This is a genomic window from Microbacterium sp. Bi121 (assembly GCF_918698005.1).
In the GTDB taxonomy this organism is placed as follows: Bacteria; Actinomycetota; Actinomycetes; order Actinomycetales; family Microbacteriaceae; genus Microbacterium.
In genome coordinates this window covers 557,415-576,308 of record NZ_CAKKLJ010000001.1, presented here as the reverse complement: position 1 = coordinate 576,308, position 18,894 = coordinate 557,415, and the positions used below count along the sequence as shown (strand labels likewise).

Here is an 18,894-nt window from a genome sequence, read left to right as displayed (position 1 = left end):
GGGCGATGAAGAGCGAGCCCTACGGCTTCGCCCGGCGGAACGCCAGGAACGACACCAGCGAAAGCACGGCGACGACGATCAGTCCCCACAGCGCGAGGCCGAGAGCGCCGAGGTCGCCGACGCTCTGCCAGACCTGATCCCAGATCTCGAGCCGCGTCACGAGGAACACCAGTCCGATCAGCACGAGCGCGAGCCCGATGCCCACGACGGTGACGACGACCGGTCCCCAGCTCTTGTAGATCGTCGCGCCGGTGAAGCCTACGACGAAGAAGAACAGTGCGAGGGTGAAGTAGACGATGAAGGCCCCGAGCGGACCGGCCTCCCACAGCCACGGCAGGTGGAAGACGTAGCCGTTGATGCCGTAGCCGTCGGTGAGCATCTCGATGGCGCCGCCGATGAGGAAAAGCACCCCCATGAAGACGCTGCCGAGGATCGCGGTGATCATGGTGCCGACGAAGAACTCCCGTCGGGTGATGCTCATGGCCTGCGAGAACGGGAAGGTCAGGGTCATCGCCGACAGCCCGACGGCGAAGAACACCCAGAGCGGGGCCTGCCCGCCGCCGCCGTACTTCGGCTCATTGCCGGGGATCATCGCGTAGATGAGGACCGACATCAGCACCGCTGCGCCGAGGACGATCAGCGGCACCCAGATGAAGGTCTGCTTGTTGATCAGTTGCAGACGGACGACGTTGAGCGTGCGGGACATCAGCGGACCTCCTGGCTTTCGTGCGTTGGCGCCGCGCTGTCCGCGCTGGCCTTCTGCGTGAGACGGACGATGAGCTGCTGCAGCGACACCGGCGCGAGATCGAGACCGGATGCCGCGACCCCTGCCCGCTCGTCGGCTGAGAGGTGACCGAGAACGGTGATGGATGCCACCCGCCCGAGCTCCTCGCGGTGGAGGACCTCCCGGCCAGAGGCCCAGGCGTCGACCTTCGCCGCATCGCCCACGACGGTGACGGCTCGGTCGCGCATGGCATCCGTCTCCTCGTTCACGAGGATCTTGCCGTTGTCGATCACGATCACGCGTTCGATGAGGTTCGAGACTTCGTCGATCAGGTGCGACGAGAGGATGATCGTGCGCGGATGCTCCGCGTAGTCCTCGATCAGCCGGTCGTAGAAGATCTGTCTGGCGACGGCATCCAGGCCCAGGTACGGCTCGTCGAAGAACGTGAGCTCGGCGCGCGAGGCGAGGCCGATGATGACGCCGACGGCCGAGAGCTGCCCGCGGGAGAGCTTCTTGATCGTCTGCTTCATCGGCAGCTGGAAGTCGTCGATCAGGCGATCGGCGAGCGCCTGATCCCAGTTCGTGAAGAACAGGCTCGCGGCTTTGAATGCGTGGCGCGGAGTCGCGTCATCCGGATACTTCTGGCTCTCGCGGACGAAGCACATCCGGCTGAGCACCCGGGAGTTCTCGTACGGGTGCTCACCGAAGACGCGCACGTCGCCGGAGGTCGCGAAGTTCTGGGCCGTGAGGATCGACATGAGCGTGGTCTTGCCGGCGCCGTTGCGGCCGAGCAGTCCGTAGATCGCGCCGCCCTCGATGCTGAGCGTGACGTTGTCGAGCGCGTTGGTGTCTTTGTAGTGCTTGGTGAGGTTCTGCACCTCGATGACGGCGGTCATGCGGGCTTCCCTTCAGATTCTGCGGATGACGCGGTGATGGATGCCGCAGCCGTCGCGCGTTCGCGCAGCAGGGCAGTGAGGTCGTCGGTGCCGAGCCCGAGCGTGCGGGCCTCGGTGAGGAGTGGGTCGATGTAGCGGTCGGCGAAGGCGGAGCGCCGCTCGGTGAGCAGCGTCTGCCGGGCACCGGTGGCGACGAACATGCCGATTCCGCGCTGCTTGTACAGCACGCCCTTTTCGGTGAGCATCGCGACTCCCTTCGCGGCGGTGGCGGGGTTGATGCGGTAGAAGGCGGCGAGCTCGTTGGTGGAGGGCGCCTTGGACTCCTCCTCCAGCGAGCCGTCGAGGATCTGGTCCTCGATCTGCTCGGCGATCTGGATGAAGAGTGCCTTGCCTTCTTCGATCACGATGCCTCCGGATGGTCAGTTGGTTACTTACTCGACCAACTAACCACCTAACCTCGGAGGTGTCAACACCCCGCCGGGCGGTACCGGAATCAGCCGCGCAGGTCGCGGCCGCGCAACGCGAGGGCAGATGCCGCAGCGAGCACTAGCCCGACGCCCCAGGTGAGCGCAAGTCCGCCCAGGTCGACGCCGTCGGCGAGCGGCGACTGCCCGAACACCCACGAGTACGGTGACACGGCGTTCAGCCATTCGAGGTCGTCCGACTGCTTCGTGAGCGCGTGCAGGATGTACCCGAGCACAGCGATGCCCGCACCGATGCCCGTGGCCCAGGCTCGGCGCCCCGTCGCGGCTCCCGCGAGCAGCGCCGCTGCGGCGGTGAGGAACGCGAGCCCGGTGAGAGCCGCGCTTGCGCCGATGATCCGCACGGGTTCGAGCTCGAGCTCGGCCGGGCCGTTCATCGCCCAGATCACGAGTCCGGCGAAGGCGCCGAGCCAGAGCAGCCGCACGAGCACTGACAGCGCGGTCTCGAGTGCGTACTGGCTGCGTCCGATGCCGTGCGCGAGGTCGAGTTCGGCGCGCCCGCTCTCCTCGGAGGCGGCCAGGGCCGATCCCCAGAGGACGGCGGTGATCGTCAGCAGCAGGAAGCCCATGAGTCCGTAGAACGTGCTCTCGGTGTACCCGGCGCCGCTGGCGATCTGGTCGTAGCCGAGGGTCTCGACGAGCTGCTTCGGCATCGCGTCGATCAGGCCCTGCAGCTGGTCGCTGCCGCCGAGGCTCGGGTACAGCGGCAGGTAGAGGGACAGGACGGCCGCGATGCCGATGGTCCAGCCGAGAACGCTGCGCCAGGATTCGCGGATGCTGCGCCGGAACACCGGCAGGATGCTACCCACGATCGCCCTCCCGTCCGTCGCGGCCGCGCGATCGTCGCGGTCGTCGCGTGGGGGCCGACGTGGGCGCCGTCGCCGACGCGGGCGAAGGATTCCCGTACAGCCGCAGCACCGACTCCTCGAGATCCGGTTCCTCGACGGTCAGGTCCTGCACCTCGTACTGCGCGAGCGCCTTCACGAACGGATCGATCGCGCCCTCGATCGTCGCGGCGACCTGGACGCCGCCCGACGCATCGGCAGCGGACGAGGCATCCACACCCGCTATTCCGGGGATGCGCTCGAATGCGGCGTGCGCAGCGGCGGCATCCGCTCCCCCGATGCGCACGCGTATGCGGCGCACCGAGCCCAGGCGCAGCGAGGCGACGTCTCCGTCGGCGACGATCCGCCCGGCAGCGAGCACGGCGACCTCATCGGCGGTCTGCTGGATCTCGCTGAGCACGTGCGAGCTCAACAGCACGGTCTGCCCGGCGTCGCGGGCCTCGCGCACCATCGCCAGGAACTCGCGCTGCATGAGCGGGTCGAGGCCGCTGGTCGGCTCGTCGAGGATCAGCAGCTCCGGCCGATGCATGAACGCCTGGATCAGGCCGACCTTCTGCTTGTTGCCCTTCGAGAGCGTCCGCACAGGGCGATTCAGGTCGACGCCGAGTCGATCGGCGAGGTCGCGTGCCGTGCCGAGAACGGGTCCCGACGACCCGGTGCTTCCGGACACCTCGGCGTAGAACGCGAGCAGCCGATGTCCGCTGGCGCGCCCCTCGAGGTGCAGCTCACCGGGGACGTAGCCGATCCTCCGCCGCAGCGCCGGTCCACCGCGGCGCGGGTCCTCGCCGAGCACCCGAACGGTGCCGGACGAGGGCCGGATGATGTCGAGCAGGGTGCGGAGCGTCGTGGTCTTGCCGGCGCCGTTCGGGCCGATCAGGCCGAACACCGTGCCCGGTCGCACGCGCAGATCGAGCTCGTGCAGGGCGACGTTGTGCCCGTACCGCTTGTGCAGCGCGCTGACTTCGATCGTGTCGGTCATCGCTCCTCCTCGGAGTCATCGGTCTCGGAGCGGTCGGTCTCGGTCGGGCGCGGCTCGGCATCCGCGCCGACTGCCGCGCGCGTCCCCTCGAGGAACGCGTCGGTCGCATAGATGCCGTGCGTGAGCAGCTCCATGGTCGGAAGCGTCGCGCGCAGGAGCCCGGCGGGGCTGAGCTGGTCCTCGCCGAGCGCGCGGGCGATCTGGCCGCGCATCACGACGTGCCCGAGCCCGAGCAGCGTGACCAGCAGGGTCGTCATCGCCGGATCGCTCATCGTCTTGAGCAGCCCGGCGGAACGCTGAGCCTCGAGCACATCCCCGGTCGCCGCGAGCATGGTGTCGAACAGGTGATTCGCAGCGGGGGAGTCGTCGGTGAGCATCCGTGCGAGGTAGTCGATGTACGGGGCGTAGCGGTCGAGGTCGTTAAGCGCCGCGCGCATGCGATCGGCGGTCGGTCCGCCCATGAGGTCGTGGTTCTCGTCGGTGAAGACGCTCACGACGTAGTCGTCGCAGACCGTCCGCAGGGCCGCCTTGTCGCCGAAGTGGTGCACGATCAAGGCCGGGCTCACGTCGGCATCCGCGGCGATCGCGCGCATGCTCACGGCGTCGAAGCCGCTGCGCGCGAACGCGGCGATCGCGGCATCCCGGATGCGGGCGCGGGCGGTGAGATCATCGGATGCTGAACGCATGTACAGCAGACTAAACACCTGTTCAGTCCTTGTCAAGGAATGCCGCTCGTACCCTGGGGAGGTGGACTTCTCATACGCAGCCCTGCGCCGCTTCCCCGACGTGGAGGCGCCGAATCTGCAGGCGTGGGATGCCACGGACGAGCTCCTCGTCGCACGCGCTCTCGTAGCGTCGATGGCGGGCGACGAGATCGCGGTGATCGGCGACGAGTACGGCGCGATCACGCTCGCGTTGGCGGACGCCGGGATGCGCGGCATCCGCGTGCATCAGGACCTTGCCACCGGGCGCCGGGCGCTCGTGCGGAATGCCGCTGCGCTCGGGTTCGGAACTGCGGGTGCGTCCGTGGAGTGCGAGCTCGGGCCGGAGCTGCTCGAGGGCGCACGGCTGGTGCTGCTGCAGCTGCCGAAGTCGCTCGCCGAGCTCGAGGAGATCGTGGATGCCGTGGCCCGATGGGCCGCGCCGGGCGTGACACTCATCGCGGGCGGGCGCGTGAAGCACATGACGCTCACGCAGAACGAGGTGCTCGGGCGGAGCTTCGAGACCGTGCAGCCGCAGCGCGCCGAGCGGAAGTCGCGGCTGATCGTGGCGACCGGGGCTCGGGACGTGCCGGCCGAGCCGCCATATCCCGTGACGTCGGCGGTCGAGGCGCCCGGGCTCGACCGGCCGCTCACGCTCGTCGCGCACGGCGGCGCGTTCGCCGGGTCGAAGCTCGACATCGGCACGCGGGTGCTGCTCGAGGTTCTTGCGTTCCCCGCACAACTCCGGAGAAACGCGGCGGATGGGCCCAAACCCGGCCGAGACGACGCCGATCCAGGAAAAACCTCCGGAGTTATGCAGGCGGCAGTCACCGAGACCGTCGTCGACCTCGGCTGCGGCACCGGCGCGCTCGCCGCGACCTACGCACTCACGCACCCCGGCGCCAGGATCATCGCGACCGACCGGTCGGCGGCGGCCGTGGCATCCGCCAGGGCGACCATGGCCGCAAACCGCATCACAGCAGTAGTGACGCACGACGACGCGGGTTCGGAAATCCCCGATCAATCAGCAGATCTGGTCCTGCTCAACCCGCCGTTCCACCTCGGTGCCAGCATCCACACGGGCGCCGCCATCAGGCTCTTCGAGGCGGCCGCCCGCATCCTGAGACCGGGCGGCGAACTCCTCACCGTCTACAACTCGCACCTCGCGTACAAGCAAGAACTCAACCGCACGATCGGCCCCACGCAGCAACTCCACCGAACACCGAAGTTCACCGTGACGCGCAGCATCCGGCAGTGAATGCAAACAGGCCCGCAGATTGTCGACATTAGACAAAGGTCCACATTGTTGTTACGTTGAAATGTAGGCCTTTTGGTCTGAGACCAGTCCGCGGCCGCGTCCTTCTTTCGATTGTGCTGTGCTGCGAAGAGGCGCGGACGTATGGTCGATGTTCTTTGCGGTGAGTCCGAAACTCTCCGTCAGTGCCGCCAGCGCAGTGTGTCGAAACGGCCAGGAGCATCACCCGGGCGCAACCGATGCAGGCTCTCATCGACACCCGAAGTCGTGAGCCGCGGGGGAAACGTGACCGAAACCGCTCTTGAAGCGCGCAATCTTTTCAAAGTCTTCGGAAGGAATCCGAAGCAGGCCGTCCAGCGCCTGAAGTCCGGCGCATCCCGCACCGAGGTGCAGGATGCCGGGACCGCTGCCGTCATCGACGCCAGCTTCACCGTCAACAAGGGTGAGATATTCGTCATCATGGGCCTGTCCGGCTCGGGCAAGTCCACGATCATCCGCATGCTCAACGGCCTGCACGACATCACCGACGGCACGGTGACCATCGGCGGCGACACGATCACCGGCATCCCCGCGTCGCGGCTGCGCGAGATCCGTCGCGAGAACGTGTCGATGGTGTTCCAGCACTTCGCGCTACTGCCGCACCGCACGGTGGCCGACAACGTCGCGTATCCGCTTGAGCTCAAGGGCGTGCCGAAGGCTGAGCGGCTCGCGAAGGCCGGTGACGTGCTCGACATGGTCGGTCTCACCGGCTGGGGCGACAAGCTCCCTTCGCAGCTCTCGGGTGGAATGCAGCAGCGCGTCGGCATCGCCCGCGCCCTGGCCGCAGACACCGAGATCCTGCTCATGGACGAGGCGTTCAGCGCCCTCGACCCGCTGATCCGCCGTGAGATGCAGGAGCAGCTGGTCGAACTGCAGGAGAAGCTGCAGAAGACGATCGTCTTCATCACGCACGACCTCAACGAGGCCATGTTCCTCGGCGATCGCATCGCCGTGATGCGCGACGGCCGGATCGTCCAGATCGGCACGCCGGAGGACATCCTCACCGACCCGGCCAACGACTACGTCGAGCAGTTCGTGCAGGATGTCGACCGCGCCCGCGTGCTCACGGCGTCCAACGTCATGGAGCTGCCGCGTCCGCTGGTCGCCGAGACCGCCGGCCCCCGCACCGCGCTCCGCCAGATGCGCGACGCCTACATGTCGGCCGTGTACGTCACCGGTCGCGACCGCAAGCTGCTCGGCATGGTCACCGACCGGGATGCCGTCAAGCTCGTCCGCAAGGGCGAATCATCGCTCGCGTCGGTGATCAAGCCCGCTCCGCAGACCGTGCGTGAGGACGAGGTCCTGATGAACCTGTTCGTCCCTGCCGTCGAGTCGCCGCTGCCGCTCGCAGTGATCGACGGCGATGACCGCATCGTCGGCGTCATCCCGCGCGTCACGCTGCTGGCCGCGCTCGGCCCGGGCCCGAACTCCACGGAGGAGATCACCTTGCCGATGCCGCCTGTTCCCCAGGCCGAGATCGACGCCGTGCTCGGCGAGGCGGATGCTGCGACCGCAGCGGCCGCAACCGAAGGAGAGGCACTCTGATGGACGGGTTCCGCATTCCGATCGGCGAGTGGGTCGCCGCTGCCGTCGCGTGGGTCAAGGACAACCTCGACGGGCTCCTCGACGTCATCTCCTTCGTCGTCAAGTTCCTCGTCGACGGACTGACCGAGGTGCTCCTCGGCACCCCGATCGTTGTCGTCATCATCATCGCCGCGCTGATCGCCTGGGCCGTCCGCTCGGTCTGGATGGCCCTCGGCGCCGCCGTCTCGTTCGCGCTCATCCTCAGCATGGGCCTCTGGGTCGCCGCGATGCAGACGCTGTCGCTGGTGATCGTCGCAGCGCTCGTCGCCGTCGTCATCGCGATTCCGCTCGGTATCTGGTCGGCGCGCAACGACACCGTTCGGGCCGTGCTCAAGCCGATTCTCGACTTCATGCAGACGATGCCGGCGTTCGTATACCTGATCCCCGCGATCGTGTTCTTCAGCATCGGCGTCGTGCCCGGTCTCGTCGCGACCGTGATCTTCGCGCTGCCTCCTGGCGTGCGCATGACCGAGCTCGGCATCCGCGGCGTCGACTCGGAGACGGTCGAGGCCGGACACGCCTTCGGTGCGACGCCGGGCCAGATCCTGCGCGGCATCCAGCTGCCGCTCGCGACGCCGACCATCATGGCCGGCGTCAACCAGGTCATCATGCTCTCGCTGTCGATGGCCGTCATCGCCGGCATGGCAGGAGCCGACGGACTCGGAAAGCTCGTCGTTCAGGCCATCTCGACCGTGAACATCGGCAAGGGCGTCGAGGCCGGCCTTGGTGTCGTGCTGATCGCCGTCTTCCTCGACCGCGTCACTGCGGCACTCGGAGCACCGGGCGAGTACCGCTCCTCACTTCTCGGCATGCTGGCGCGTCGCCAGACAGAGCGGCGCAATGTCGCAGCGGATGCCGCGGCCGAGGCGCCAACGGCGAACGAGGTCGACAAGGCGACCGCGGCCGGCATGCGGCGAGCAGCCCCTTGACCAACTGAACCCATACGAAACGCAGCAGAACATACGAAAGGAAGCACCATGAAGAAGTTCCGGCACATCACAGCCATCGCAGCACTCGGTGTCACAGCATCCCTCGCCCTCGCCGGTTGCGCGACGGGCAACGACGCCGCAGGAGGTGGCGACAGCGCCGGTGGCGGCGACGAGAGCAAGGGCACCATCACGCTCGGGTTCATCCCCTCGTGGTCGGACGGTCTGAGCATGGCGTACCTCGTCCAGGACCAGCTCGAGAAGCTCGGCTACACCGTCGAGCTCGAGACGCTCACCGAGGCGGGCCCGCTGTACACCGGCCTCGCGCAGGGTGACGTCGACATGTTCCCGTCGGCTTGGCCCGAGGTCACGCACGCCGAGTACATGAAGACCTACGGCGACGACCTCGAGGACCTCGGCGCCTACTATGAGAACGCCAAGCTCACGATCGCGGTCCCCAGCTACATGGACATCGACTCGATCGAAGACCTCAAGGGCGCTGGCGACCGCTTCGACGGCAAGATCATCGGCATCGAGCCCGGTGCCGGGCTCACCGGTGTCACGCAGGACTCGATGATGCCGGCGTACGGCCTCGACGGCGAGTACACGCTCGAGACCTCGTCGACCTCGGCGATGCTCACCGTTCTCGGCGAGAAGATCGACAACGAGGAGGACGTCGTCGTCACGCTGTGGCGTCCGTTCTGGGCCAACAGCACGTACGACGTGAAGGACCTCGAAGACCCGAAGGGTGCGATGGGCGAGGCGGAGACGCTGAACTTCATGGCTCACAAGGGCTTCGCCGAGGAGTTCCCCGAGGCCGCTGAGCTCGTCGAGCAGATCAAGCTGAACGACGACCAGTACGGTGCGCTCGAGGACCTCGTTGTCAACGAGTTCGGCGAGGGCCAGGAGGCCGAGGCCGTCGACAAGTGGCTCGAGGACAACGGCGACCAGTTCGACTGGGTCGTGGAGTAAGTCTCACCCCACTCGCGCCGAGGCCCCTCTGCGCGTCCCGGCCCCTCTGATCCCCGTGATTCAGAGTGGGCCCGGATGCTGCGAGGGGCCTCGATGCATGTCGGCGTCGCGCGTAGCCTGGCCCTATGGACGGGTTCGCCGCGGTCGACTTCGGCTTCGCGCGCGAGGTGCTCCAACGGGGCATCGCGGCGCTGTACGTCGTCGCGTTCGTCTCGTCGCTGAATCAGTTCCGTCCGCTGCTGGGCGAGCGGGGGCTGCTCCCAGCGCCGGAGCTGCTCGACTGGGCCGGCTCGTCGAAGGCGCGAAAGCGGATGCTGCGCCCCACCCTCTTCACGCGGATCCGCTACACCGACCGGCGGCTCGCCGCGCTGTGCTGGGCCGGCATCGTCGTCGCGGCCTCGCTGGTCGTCGGCATCCCGCAGTTCGCGCCTCCCTGGGTGCCGATGATCTGCTTCCTGCTGCTGTGGTTCGGGTACATGTCGATTTCGAGCATCGGCCAGACGTTCTATGGTTTCGGCTGGGAAATGCTGCTGCTCGAGGCCGGATTCCTCGCGGCGTTCCTCGGATCCCGCAACGAACCTCCGCCGACCGTCGTGATCGTGCTGTTCTGGTGGCTGGTGTTCCGGCTGGAATTCGGCGCCGGCATGATCAAGATCCGCGGCGGCCGCGAATGGCGCGACCTCACCGCATTGACCTATCACCATGAGACTCAGCCGATGCCGGGTCCGCTCAGCCGCCAGGCGCACCTGCTGCCGCGCTGGTTCCACAAGGGCGAGGTGCTCGGCAATCACTTCGCGCAGCTGATCGTGCCGTTCTTCATGTTCGCCCCGATCCTCGGGCTGTTCGTGCCCGGCCCTGTACCCGCGATCGTCGGCGCGGTCGCCGGGGCGATCGTGATCCTCACCCAGGCATGGCTGGTCATCACCGGCAACTTCGCCTGGCTGAACTGGGCGACGATCGTCATCGCGTTCTCCGCCATCGGCCTGCCGTCCGCGCGGACGACGGCGCCCGGCATCCCCCTTTACTGGCTCATCATCACCTCGCTCGTCGGCATCCTGTACCTCGCGCTCAGCTGGCCGGCGCTGCGCAACCTGTTCGCACGTCGCCAACTGATGAATGCGAGCTTCAACCGCTGGCAGCTCGCCAACGCCTATGGTGCGTTCGGCACGGTGACGAAGGAGCGGATCGAGATCGTCGTCGAGGGAACTCTCGCAGTCGATCCGGATGCCGGGGACTGGCGCGAGTACGACTTCAAGGGGAAGCCGGGGGACGTGCGCCGCGTGCCCAGGCAGTTCGCGCCGTACCATCTGCGGCTGGACTGGCTGATGTGGTTCCTGCCGCTCGGTCGCTCTCTGGAGGACTGGTTCACGGTGTTCCTCGTGCGCCTGCTCGAGGCGGATGCTCCGACCCTCGCACTGCTGCGCCGCGACCCGTTCGGCGGTGAACGCCCCGTGTGGGTGCAGGCCGTGTCGTACCGGTATCGCTTCACGACACGGGAGGAGAAGCGCGCGACCGGAGCCGTGTGGGTGCGAGACCGGCGGCGCATCGTGATGGGCCCGGTCGGTCTTCGCTGACGGGAACGACTTGCCGGCCTACGGAACGATCGAGTCGACGTACCCGCCGTCGACGCGGACAGCGGCGCCCGTGGTCGCGGATGCCAGCGGTGAGGCGAGGTACGCGACCATGTTCGCGATCTCCTCTGGTTCGATCAGGCGCTGGATCAGCGACTGCGGACGGTGCAGGCGCATGAACTCGCGCTGCGCCTCATCCCATGGCAGGGCGGAGTCGACCAGCTCGTACACGAACGTCTCCACGCCGCCGGTGTGCGTGGGACCTGCGATCACCGAGTTGACGGTGACGCCGGTGCCCGCGGCATCCTTCGCGAAACCGCGCGAGACGGCCAGCAGAGCCGTCTTCGACATGCCGTAGTGGATCATCTCTGCGGGGATGACGATCGCCGAGTCGCTGGCGATGTTCAGGACGCGACCCCAGCCACGGCCCTTCATCCCGGGCAGAGCCGCGCGGATCAGCCGCACGGCGGCGAGGACGTTCACCTCGAAGTACCGGCGCCACTCGTCGTCGCCGATCTCCAGGGGAGGTGTGGCGCCGAAGATGCCGAGGTTGTTGACGAGCACGTCGACGTCGCCGATCGCGGTGATGACCGCATCCGTTCCGGCCTCATCGGTGACGTCCCCAGGGGCGGCGACGAGGTCGCGGTCCTGTGCCTCCTCGCGCAGGGAGGTGATGGTGGATGCCACGCTCTCGGCGCTTCGTCCGTTGATGGCGACGCGGGCGCCGGCGTCCGCCAGCGTCGCGGCGATGGCGCGACCGATGCCCTGCGTGGATCCCGTGACGAGTGCTGTTCTGCCTGTCAGGTCGATCTTCACGTCAGCTCTGCTCCTCAGGATGGCGGATCGGGTTGCGCTGGATCGGGCTGCGCTGGATCGGGCTGCCGGTTGCCTGGCTGTTGCGAACGGGCAGAGGGTCCGGCGCGTGCTCGGCAACGGGCTCGGCAGAGGCCGCGGCGGCCGTCGAGGGCCCCGTGATCTCCCGCGCGACCTGTTTCTCGAGCACCTCGACCGCCTGCTCGCTCAACACGATGAGTCCGTCGAGCTCTTCGCGCACGCGCTTGTATGCGATGTTGCGCTCGGCCTGTGTCGCCGACTCGTCGACGGCGACCTTCAGGAGCTTCTCGGCCCGGTCGAGCTTCTTGCGCTCGGCCTCGGAGAACGTGGAGTTCCGCAGCCGGCGGGCATCCTTCTCGGCGATCTCGAACGCGACGGCTGCGTTGCCGACGGCATCCAGATACTCGCTGACCTGCTGCTCGCTGACCTTGGCGCCCGGCGACGAGGGTCGCAGGTTGTCCGCAGTCTTCTTCGCGCGCAGGAACGCGGCGGTCAGCGGCTGCCGGCCGTCGCTCATGGCGGGGAAGGCGATGAGCTTCGCGACGTCGAGTTCGTAGTCGAGCCACCGCGCGGTGATCTCGTCATGCTCGGCGAACAGGCGCTCCAGCAGCTCCTTCGACGAGAGCTGAGAGTCGGATGCCACATCCTTCGCCCTGGCGCGCGCAGGCAGTGCCTGCCCGCGGGCGGCGAGCTGGGCGGCTTTGATCTCGCCCTTGACCCGCAGCGTCTCGAGCCGACGCTCGTGCCGGCGCTTCGCGCTCTGCTCCCACGCCTTGGCCGCTCCGCCGGCCATCCCCATGATCGGGAAGATGAGCCACCAGAAGTTGCCCGCCCAGTTCCAGAACTCTTGCATGATGCGTTCAGCCTAATGCGGGCCCGCTCTTCGCGGGTGGCGTCAGTTCGGATGCCGTGTCAGGATGACCACGGATCGGCTCGCGACGAGCCCGAACGGGAGGAGCAGACATGCAACTGGCCATGATCGGACTCGGCAGGATGGGCGCGAACATCGTCCGACGACTGATGCGCGACGGTCACGACTGCGTCGTCTACGACGTGAATCAGGATGCTGTCGCCGCACTCGTCGCTGAGGGCGCCACCGGCGCCGACAGCATGGCTGACCTAGCCGCCAAGCTGCAGCCCACCCGTGTGGTGTGGATGATGGTGCCGGCATCCCTGACCGGAAAGGTCGCCGACGAGGCTGCCGCGGTGCTCGAACCGGGCGACATCCTCATCGACGGCGGCAACTCGAACTACCGCGACGACGTGCGCCGGGCGAAGGCGCTGCGCGAGAAGGGCATCGAGTACGTCGACATCGGCACCAGCGGTGGCGTGTTCGGCCTCGAGCGCGGGTACTGTCTCATGGCCGGTGGCACCGAGCGCGCTTACGCGCACATCGAGCCCATCCTCAAGACGATCGCCCCAGGGGTCGGCGAGATTGAGCGCACTCCCGGCCGCACCGGTGACCTTGCGCCGGAGGAGCAGGGGTACCTGCACTGCGGGCCGTCCGGTTCGGGTCACTTCGTCAAGATGGTGCACAACGGCATCGAGTACGGCATCATGGCCGCGATCGCCGAGGGCCTGAACCTTCTCCACAACGCGGATGCCGGAGTGCGCGAGGCCGAGCACTCCGCCGAGGTCGCCCCGCTCGAGGAGCCGGAGTTCTACCAGTTCCCCATCGACACCGCCGCCGTGTCGGAGCTGTGGCGCCGCGGATCGGTGATCTCATCGTGGCTGCTGGATCTCACCGCCGCCGCGCTGACGGAGAACCCCGCGCTCGACGGTCTCGCCGGCCGGGTGTCGGACTCGGGCGAGGGTCGGTGGACGGTCAAGGCCGCGGTCGACGTCGGCGTTCCGGTTCCCGTGCTCGCGGCATCCCTCTTCGAACGGTTCGCGTCGCGCGACGAGGACCAGTTCGCCAACCAGGTCCTTTCGGCGATGCGGCTGCAGTTCGGCGGCCACAAGGAGCTTCCCGCCGGTGACGTGCTCGAGGCGGGTGGGCGCAAGTCCGATTCGAGGGACGCGTAGTCGCTCCCTGAGCCTGGCGTCGATCCGTGGGGCTCAGGGATCGGTGGCTCAGAACCGCTGCGCCCCGAGCACCCCGAGCAGGCGGATCCTCTCCTCGTCGTCGCTGCGCGGCGCAGCGGTGAGCACGAGCAGCGCCTGCCCGCGGTCCTCCGTGAAGAGCACCTGGCAGTCGACCTCGATCGGTCCCACTTCGGGGTGGATCAGCGTCTTGTGGTCGGCGAACCGCTGCGCGACCTCCTGCCGCTCCCACAGCTCGCGGAACTCCTCGCTCTGCCGTGACAGCTCCGCCACCAGCGCTCCGGCCTGTGATCGCTGTCCCATCGCGCCGTACGCGACGCGCAGACCCGCGACCTGTGCACGGCTGTTGCGAGCGTGATCGTCCTCCGGGTAGTGCGCTCTGGCCCGCTCCGGTTGCACGAACCACCGGTACGGCTCGTACCGCTCGAACCCCGACAGGCCGACGTTGTCACCGAGCAGGGACGCTGCCAGCGCGTTCTGCACCAGCGTCTCGCCCAGGCTCGAGATGATCAGCGCCGGGGTGTCCTCCAGCCGGTCGAACACCCGCTGCAGCGCCGGCGCCACGTGATCGGAGGGCGCGATCCGGTCGGGTACCGTGTGCCCGGCGACCCGGTAGAGATAGTCCCGCTCGTCGGATGACAGCCGCAGCGCTCGGGCGAGGGATGCGAGGATCTGGGTGCTCGGCTGTGGCCCTCGCTGCTGCTCGAGACGGGTGTAGTAATCGGTCGACATCAGAGCGAGCTGCGCGACCTCTTCGCGGCGCAGCCCCGGCGCTCGCCGCCGCACGCCCGACGGCAGCCCGACGTCGCCGGGCCGCAGCTGCTCCCGGTGCCGGCGCAGGAACTCGGCGAGGGCTTCACGATCCATGCATCCATCATGCGCGCCTCGCGTCGCCGCATCCAGGGATCGCCGGTCCCCCGACAAGCGCTCTCTGCCGCGCGGCCGTGCACCGGCCGAGACTCGGATCATGCGAATCAACGGAAACACCATCTTCATCCCCGGCGCGACCAGCGGAATCGGCTTCGCCCTCGCGCTGCGTCTGCAAGAGGCCGGCAACCAGGTGATCGTCGGCGGTCGCCGCACCGAACTGCTCGAGGAGATCGCGGCGCAGCATCCAGAGATCGACACGATCAGGATCGACACGGCGGATGCCGTATCTATCGCCGCTGCCGCGAAGGAGGTCATCGCGCGCCACCCTGACCTCAACGTGCTCGTGCCGATGGCCGGCATCATGCGGGCGGAGGACTGGACCTCACCCGGTTTCCTCGAGACGGCTGAGGCGACGGTCACCACGAACGTGCTCGGCCCGATCCGGCTGATCGCGGCGTTCACCGAGCACCTGCTCGCGCAGCCCGACGCCACGATCATGACGGTCTCGTCGGGCCTCGCTTTCACGCCGCTACGGTTCACGCCGACGTACAACGCGACGAAGGCGGCTATCCATCAGCTCAGCGAATCGTTGCGGCTGCAGTTCTCAGGCACGAGCGTTCGCATCGTCGAGCTCGTGCCGCCGTCGGTGCAGACCGACCTCATGCCGGGCCACGCGGAGGACCCGCATGCGATGCCGCTCGGCGACTACATCGACGAGACGATGGCGATCCTCGAGAATCAGCCCGAGGCGACCGAGGTGCAGGTCGAGCGCGTGAAGTTCCTGCGCTACGGAGAGGCCCGCGGCGACCAGGCGCAGGTCATCGCGGCGCTGAACGGATTGGCGCGGACGGCTTAGGAGTCGGCATCCGTCTCGTCGGAGTCGATCTCCTCCTCGATGCCGGCGTCCTCGGCGTCGTCCTGCACCTGCGCCGGCGGCAGGTCGGCGAGGAACGCGCGGTCGTCGTTCGGGTCGCCGGTTCCCTTGTCGAGGCCGGCGCTGGTGGGATCGTCGGCGCTGGTGGGATCGTCAGTGCGGGGGTCGCTCATGGGATGCTCCAATCGGTCGGTCGCACCAGCGTGCACCTGCCGAGCGGGGCGCACCAGAGGGTTGACAACGTGGAGTTCGAAATCGCTCGTCAGCGTCCGAGCTTCTCGGCGCACGGCACGCAGAGCTCGGCGAACGGGCGGACGCGGAGTCGTGCGGCCGGGATGCTGCGACCGCAGTTAGCGCAGATGCCGTAGGTGCCGGCATCCATGCGGGCGAGCGCGGCGTCGACCTGCGCGAGCTCGTCGCGCGCGCCGTCGTGCAGCCCGCTGAGGCGCGACCACTCGGCGGACAGCGGCACGCCCTCCGGATCGTGTTCGTCGTCGTCGCTCTGGCTGCTGCGGTCGCGGGTGAGCTGCGCGAGCGTCGCCTCGAGTGCCGCGGCGCGGTCGCTCGCCTGGCGTCGCAGCGCCTCGAGCAGGGTGCGCAGCTCGGGATCCGTCATGGCCCCAGCGTCAGCCGAACAGCAGGCTGAGCACGGTCGAACCGCCGCCCACGAGGATCAGCGCGCCGATCGTGATCCACGCGATCAAGCGGATGCGGCGATTGCGGCGCTCGCCGAGATCGCCGTAGTCCTCGCTGGGCTCGGTCATCGGCTGCTCCTCACGTGGGAGGTATCGGTTCGCGCTGCTCTTCCCTGGTTCGCGCTGCTCATTCCTGTTTGCGCTGCAGAAACATCGACCGCGTGAACAGATTTCGACAGCGTGACGCGAGGGGCGGGCGCGAGAGCGAACGGCTTCACGAGTTCACCGGCTCCGCGACGGTCGGGCCGAAGGCCGCCGGCAGAGTCGCCTGCGAGGTCTCGCGCAGCTCGGATGCCGACACCGTGAAGAGTCCGGTGACCTCGAGGTCGGCGACGGTGTCGGTGACGCCGATGCGCAGCACCGGGTAGTTCCGGCCCTCGCAGAGACCGCGGAACTTCACGTCGTCCTCGCGCGGCACGGTGACGATGACGCGGCCGGTCGATTCCGAGAAGAGAGCGGATGCGGCATCCACCCCGTCGCGGTCCATGAGCTCGGTCAGCCACACGCGGGCGCCGACGCCGAAGCGCATGACGCCTTCGGCGAGCGCCTGGGCGAGCCCGCCCTCCGACACGTCGTGTGCGGAGGAGATCAGCCACTCGTCGCGCGCGGCGCCGATGAGGCCCGCAAGCGTCTTCTCGGCGGCGAGATCCACCTTCGGCGGGAGCCCACCGAGGTGGTCGTGCACGACGTCGGCCCACGCCGAGCCGGACAGCTCGGTCTGCGTGGTGCCGAGCAGGTAGATGTTCTGGCCCTCGTCCTGCCAGCCGGACGGGATGCGGCGCGAGACGTCGTCGATGATGCCGAGCACGCCGACCAGCGGAGTCGGGTGGATCGGGGTGTCGCCGGTCTGGTTGTAGAACGAGACGTTGCCGCCGGTGACCGGGGTGCCGAGCTCGTAGCATCCGTCGGCGAGGCCGTCGACGGTCTGCCCGAACTGCCACATGACCTCGGGGTTCTCCGGGGATCCGAAGTTCAGGCAGTCGGTGATCGCGGTGGGCTCGGCGCCCGTGACGGCGACGTTGCGGTACGCCTCGGCGAGCGCCAGCTGCGCGCCCGCGTACGGGTCGAGCTGGCAGTAGCGGCCGTTGGCGTCGGTGGAGATCGCGAATCCGAGACCCGACTCCTCGTCGACGCGGATCATGCCGGCGTCGTCGGGGAAGGCGAGGGCGGTGTTGCCGAGCACGTAGTAGTCGTACTGGTTCGTGATCCAGCGGGTGTCGGCCAGGTTCGGCGAGCCGACCAGTCGAAGGAACTGCTCGCGCAGCACGTCGCCGTCGTCCGTTCGGGGCAGCAGCTCAGCGGCATCCGCCTGCAGCGCATCGATCCACGTCGGGTAGGCGACAGGACGGTCGTAGACCGGACCGTCGACTGCGACCGTCGACGGGTCGACGTCGACGATGCGCTCGCCCTGCCAGTCGATGACGAGGCGGCCGTCGCCGGTGACCTCGCCGAGTACGGAGGTCTCGACGTCCCACTTGTTCACGACCTCCATGAACGCCTCGAGCTTCTCCGGCGCGACGATCGCCATCATGCGCTCCTGCGACTCCGACATGAGGATCTCCTCAGCGGTCAGGGTGGGGTCGCGCAACAGGACGTTGTCGAGCGAGACGTGCATACCGGAGTTGCCGTTGGCGGCGAGTTCGCTGGTCGCGCACGAGATGCCGGCGGCGCCGAGGTCCTGGATGGCCTCCACGAGTTCGCCGCGGTAGAGCTCGAGGCAGCACTCGATGAGCACCTTCTCGGCGAACGGGTCGCCGACCTGCACGGCGGGGCGCTTGGTGGGACCGCCGTCGTCGAAGGAGTCCGATGCCAGGATGCTGGCGCCGCCGATTCCGTCGCCGCCGGTACGTGCGCCGAACAGGACGACCTTGTTGCCGACGCCCTCGGCGTTGGCGAGCTTGAGGTCCTCATGACGGAGGACGCCGACCGCGAGGGCGTTCACGAGGGGGTTGGCCTGGTAGACGGCGTCGAAGACCGTCTCGCCGCCGATGTTCGGCAGGCCCAGGCAGTTGCCGTAGAAGCTGATGCCGGCAGTGACGCCGTGCACGACGCGGGCCGTGTCGGGGTGGTCGATCGCGCCGAAGCGGAGAGCATCCATCACGGCCACGGGGCGCGCGCCCATCGAGATGATGTCGCGGACGATGCCGCCGACGCCGGTCGCAGCGCCCTGGAACGGCTCGATGAAGCTCGGGTGGTTGTGGGATTCTGCCTTGAAGGTGACGGCCCAGCCCTCGCCGACGTCGACGACGCCCGCGTTCTGGCCCATGCCGACCATGAGGCGTTCCTTCATCTCGTCGGAGACCTTCTGCCCGAAGCGGCGCAGGTAGTTCTTCGACGACTTGTACGAGCAGTGCTCCGACCACATGACGGAGTACATCGCCAGCTCGCCGCTGGTGGGACGGCGGCCCAGGATCTCGCGGATGCGGGCGTACTCGTCGTCCTTGAGCCCGAGGGCGCCGTACGGCTGCTCCTTCTCGGGCGTCGTCTCGGCGTTCGAGACGGAGTCGGGGACGTGCTGACGAGCGGATGCTTCGGGGGCGGTGGTCACGCGCGCTCCAAGGTTTTGCGGAAGGAGAGGTGGCAGGCGGGGCGGTCCCAGTCTAC

At 68.1% G+C, this 18,894-nt stretch carries 20 protein-coding genes; 7 read left to right on the top strand and 13 right to left on the bottom strand.

The window, feature by feature from the left end; all coding sequences use genetic code 11:
• Nucleotides 1-19 precede the first annotated feature (19 nt).
• The 6 genes from LQZ87_RS02760 to LQZ87_RS02735 all read right to left on the bottom strand — a co-directional run bounded on the left by LQZ87_RS02760 (nt 20) and on the right by LQZ87_RS02735 (nt 4,612).
• Complete coding sequence (locus LQZ87_RS02760) at nt 20-706, bottom strand: hypothetical protein (RefSeq protein ID WP_230101909.1); 687 nt, start codon at nt 704-706, stop codon at nt 20-22.
• The gene (locus LQZ87_RS02755) at nt 706-1,620 is read right to left on the bottom strand and encodes an ABC transporter ATP-binding protein (RefSeq protein WP_230101908.1); all 915 of its coding nucleotides are present in this window, start codon (nt 1,618-1,620) and stop codon (nt 706-708) included. The genes LQZ87_RS02760 and LQZ87_RS02755 overlap by 1 nt, the downstream gene beginning before the upstream one ends.
• Nucleotides 1,617-2,024, bottom strand: a complete 408-nt coding sequence (locus tag LQZ87_RS02750; RefSeq protein WP_230101907.1) for a GntR family transcriptional regulator — start codon at nt 2,022-2,024, stop codon at nt 1,617-1,619. Before LQZ87_RS02750 ends, LQZ87_RS02755 begins: the two co-directional genes overlap by 4 nt.
• A gap of 89 nt (nt 2,025-2,113) precedes the next feature.
• Complete coding sequence (locus LQZ87_RS02745) at nt 2,114-2,911, bottom strand: ABC transporter permease subunit (RefSeq protein WP_230101906.1); 798 nt, start codon at nt 2,909-2,911, stop codon at nt 2,114-2,116.
• Nucleotides 2,904-3,926, bottom strand: a complete 1,023-nt coding sequence (locus LQZ87_RS02740) for an ABC transporter ATP-binding protein (RefSeq protein ID WP_230101905.1) — start codon at nt 3,924-3,926, stop codon at nt 2,904-2,906. The genes LQZ87_RS02745 and LQZ87_RS02740 overlap by 8 nt, the downstream gene beginning before the upstream one ends.
• The gene (locus tag LQZ87_RS02735; protein ID WP_230101904.1) at nt 3,923-4,612 is read right to left on the bottom strand and encodes a TetR family transcriptional regulator; all 690 of its coding nucleotides are present in this window, start codon (nt 4,610-4,612) and stop codon (nt 3,923-3,925) included. The genes LQZ87_RS02740 and LQZ87_RS02735 overlap by 4 nt, the downstream gene beginning before the upstream one ends.
• Before the next feature lie 61 nt (nt 4,613-4,673).
• Between LQZ87_RS02735 and LQZ87_RS02730 the strand changes: the two genes are divergently transcribed.
• The 5 genes from LQZ87_RS02730 to LQZ87_RS02710 all read left to right on the top strand — a co-directional run bounded on the left by LQZ87_RS02730 (nt 4,674) and on the right by LQZ87_RS02710 (nt 10,977).
• Nucleotides 4,674-5,885: a methyltransferase gene (locus tag LQZ87_RS02730; RefSeq protein ID WP_230101903.1), complete on the top strand. Its 1,212-nt coding sequence runs from the start codon at nt 4,674-4,676 to the stop codon at nt 5,883-5,885.
• A 282-nt stretch (nt 5,886-6,167) separates the two neighbouring features.
• The gene (locus LQZ87_RS02725; protein ID WP_230101902.1) at nt 6,168-7,466 is read left to right on the top strand and encodes a glycine betaine/L-proline ABC transporter ATP-binding protein; all 1,299 of its coding nucleotides are present in this window, start codon (nt 6,168-6,170) and stop codon (nt 7,464-7,466) included.
• Complete coding sequence (locus LQZ87_RS02720; protein WP_230101901.1) at nt 7,466-8,434, top strand: ABC transporter permease subunit; 969 nt, start codon at nt 7,466-7,468, stop codon at nt 8,432-8,434. The genes LQZ87_RS02725 and LQZ87_RS02720 overlap by 1 nt, the downstream gene beginning before the upstream one ends.
• A gap of 48 nt (nt 8,435-8,482) precedes the next feature.
• Nucleotides 8,483-9,403 carry a glycine betaine ABC transporter substrate-binding protein gene (locus LQZ87_RS02715; protein WP_230101900.1) on the top strand — a complete coding sequence of 307 codons (921 nt, stop codon included), beginning with the start codon at nt 8,483-8,485 and terminating at the stop codon, nt 9,401-9,403.
• Nucleotides 9,404-9,528: 125 nt separating this feature from the next.
• Nucleotides 9,529-10,977 (top strand): lipase maturation factor family protein, encoded by a 1,449-nt coding sequence (locus LQZ87_RS02710; protein WP_230101899.1) that lies wholly within the window; start codon nt 9,529-9,531, stop codon nt 10,975-10,977.
• A gap of 18 nt (nt 10,978-10,995) precedes the next feature.
• Here LQZ87_RS02710 and LQZ87_RS02705 read toward each other — a convergent pair whose 3' ends face one another.
• Nucleotides 10,996-11,790 carry an SDR family oxidoreductase gene (locus LQZ87_RS02705; protein ID WP_230101898.1) on the bottom strand — a complete coding sequence of 265 codons (795 nt, stop codon included), beginning with the start codon at nt 11,788-11,790 and terminating at the stop codon, nt 10,996-10,998.
• 1 nt (nt 11,791) lies between these two features.
• Complete coding sequence (locus tag LQZ87_RS02700) at nt 11,792-12,661, bottom strand: hypothetical protein (RefSeq protein ID WP_230101897.1); 870 nt, start codon at nt 12,659-12,661, stop codon at nt 11,792-11,794.
• Between the two features lie 110 nt (nt 12,662-12,771).
• On the opposite strand from LQZ87_RS02700, the gene gnd reads away from it, so the two are divergent.
• Nucleotides 12,772-13,833: a phosphogluconate dehydrogenase (NAD(+)-dependent, decarboxylating) gene (gene gnd, locus LQZ87_RS02695; protein WP_230101896.1), complete on the top strand. Its 1,062-nt coding sequence runs from the start codon at nt 12,772-12,774 to the stop codon at nt 13,831-13,833.
• A 48-nt stretch (nt 13,834-13,881) separates the two neighbouring features.
• Here the strand turns inward: gnd and LQZ87_RS02690 are convergent, their stop codons facing one another.
• Nucleotides 13,882-14,718, bottom strand: coding sequence for a helix-turn-helix transcriptional regulator (locus LQZ87_RS02690; protein WP_230101895.1), 837 nt, complete (start codon nt 14,716-14,718; stop codon nt 13,882-13,884).
• Nucleotides 14,719-14,818: 100 nt separating this feature from the next.
• On the opposite strand from LQZ87_RS02690, the gene LQZ87_RS02685 reads away from it, so the two are divergent.
• On the top strand, nt 14,819-15,577 hold the full coding sequence (locus tag LQZ87_RS02685) for an SDR family NAD(P)-dependent oxidoreductase (RefSeq protein WP_230101894.1): 759 nt from the start codon (nt 14,819-14,821) through the stop codon (nt 15,575-15,577).
• Here the strand turns inward: LQZ87_RS02685 and LQZ87_RS02680 are convergent.
• From LQZ87_RS02680 to purL, 4 genes are all read right to left on the bottom strand, one after another.
• Nucleotides 15,574-15,768, bottom strand: a complete 195-nt coding sequence (locus LQZ87_RS02680) for a hypothetical protein (protein ID WP_230101893.1) — start codon at nt 15,766-15,768, stop codon at nt 15,574-15,576. The two genes, LQZ87_RS02685 and LQZ87_RS02680, sit on opposite strands and share 4 nt — an antisense overlap.
• A gap of 89 nt (nt 15,769-15,857) precedes the next feature.
• Entirely contained in the window at nt 15,858-16,211 is a 354-nt protein-coding gene (locus tag LQZ87_RS02675; RefSeq protein WP_230101892.1) for a TraR/DksA C4-type zinc finger protein, read from the bottom strand.
• Nucleotides 16,212-16,221: 10 nt separating this feature from the next.
• A complete protein-coding gene (locus tag LQZ87_RS02670; protein WP_230101891.1) occupies nt 16,222-16,359 on the bottom strand; it encodes a hypothetical protein in 138 nt (45 codons plus the stop codon).
• Nucleotides 16,360-16,504: 145 nt separating this feature from the next.
• A complete protein-coding gene (gene purL, locus LQZ87_RS02665) occupies nt 16,505-18,838 on the bottom strand; it encodes a phosphoribosylformylglycinamidine synthase subunit PurL (RefSeq protein WP_230101890.1) in 2,334 nt (777 codons plus the stop codon).
• Between the last annotated feature and the right edge of the window lie 56 nt (nt 18,839-18,894).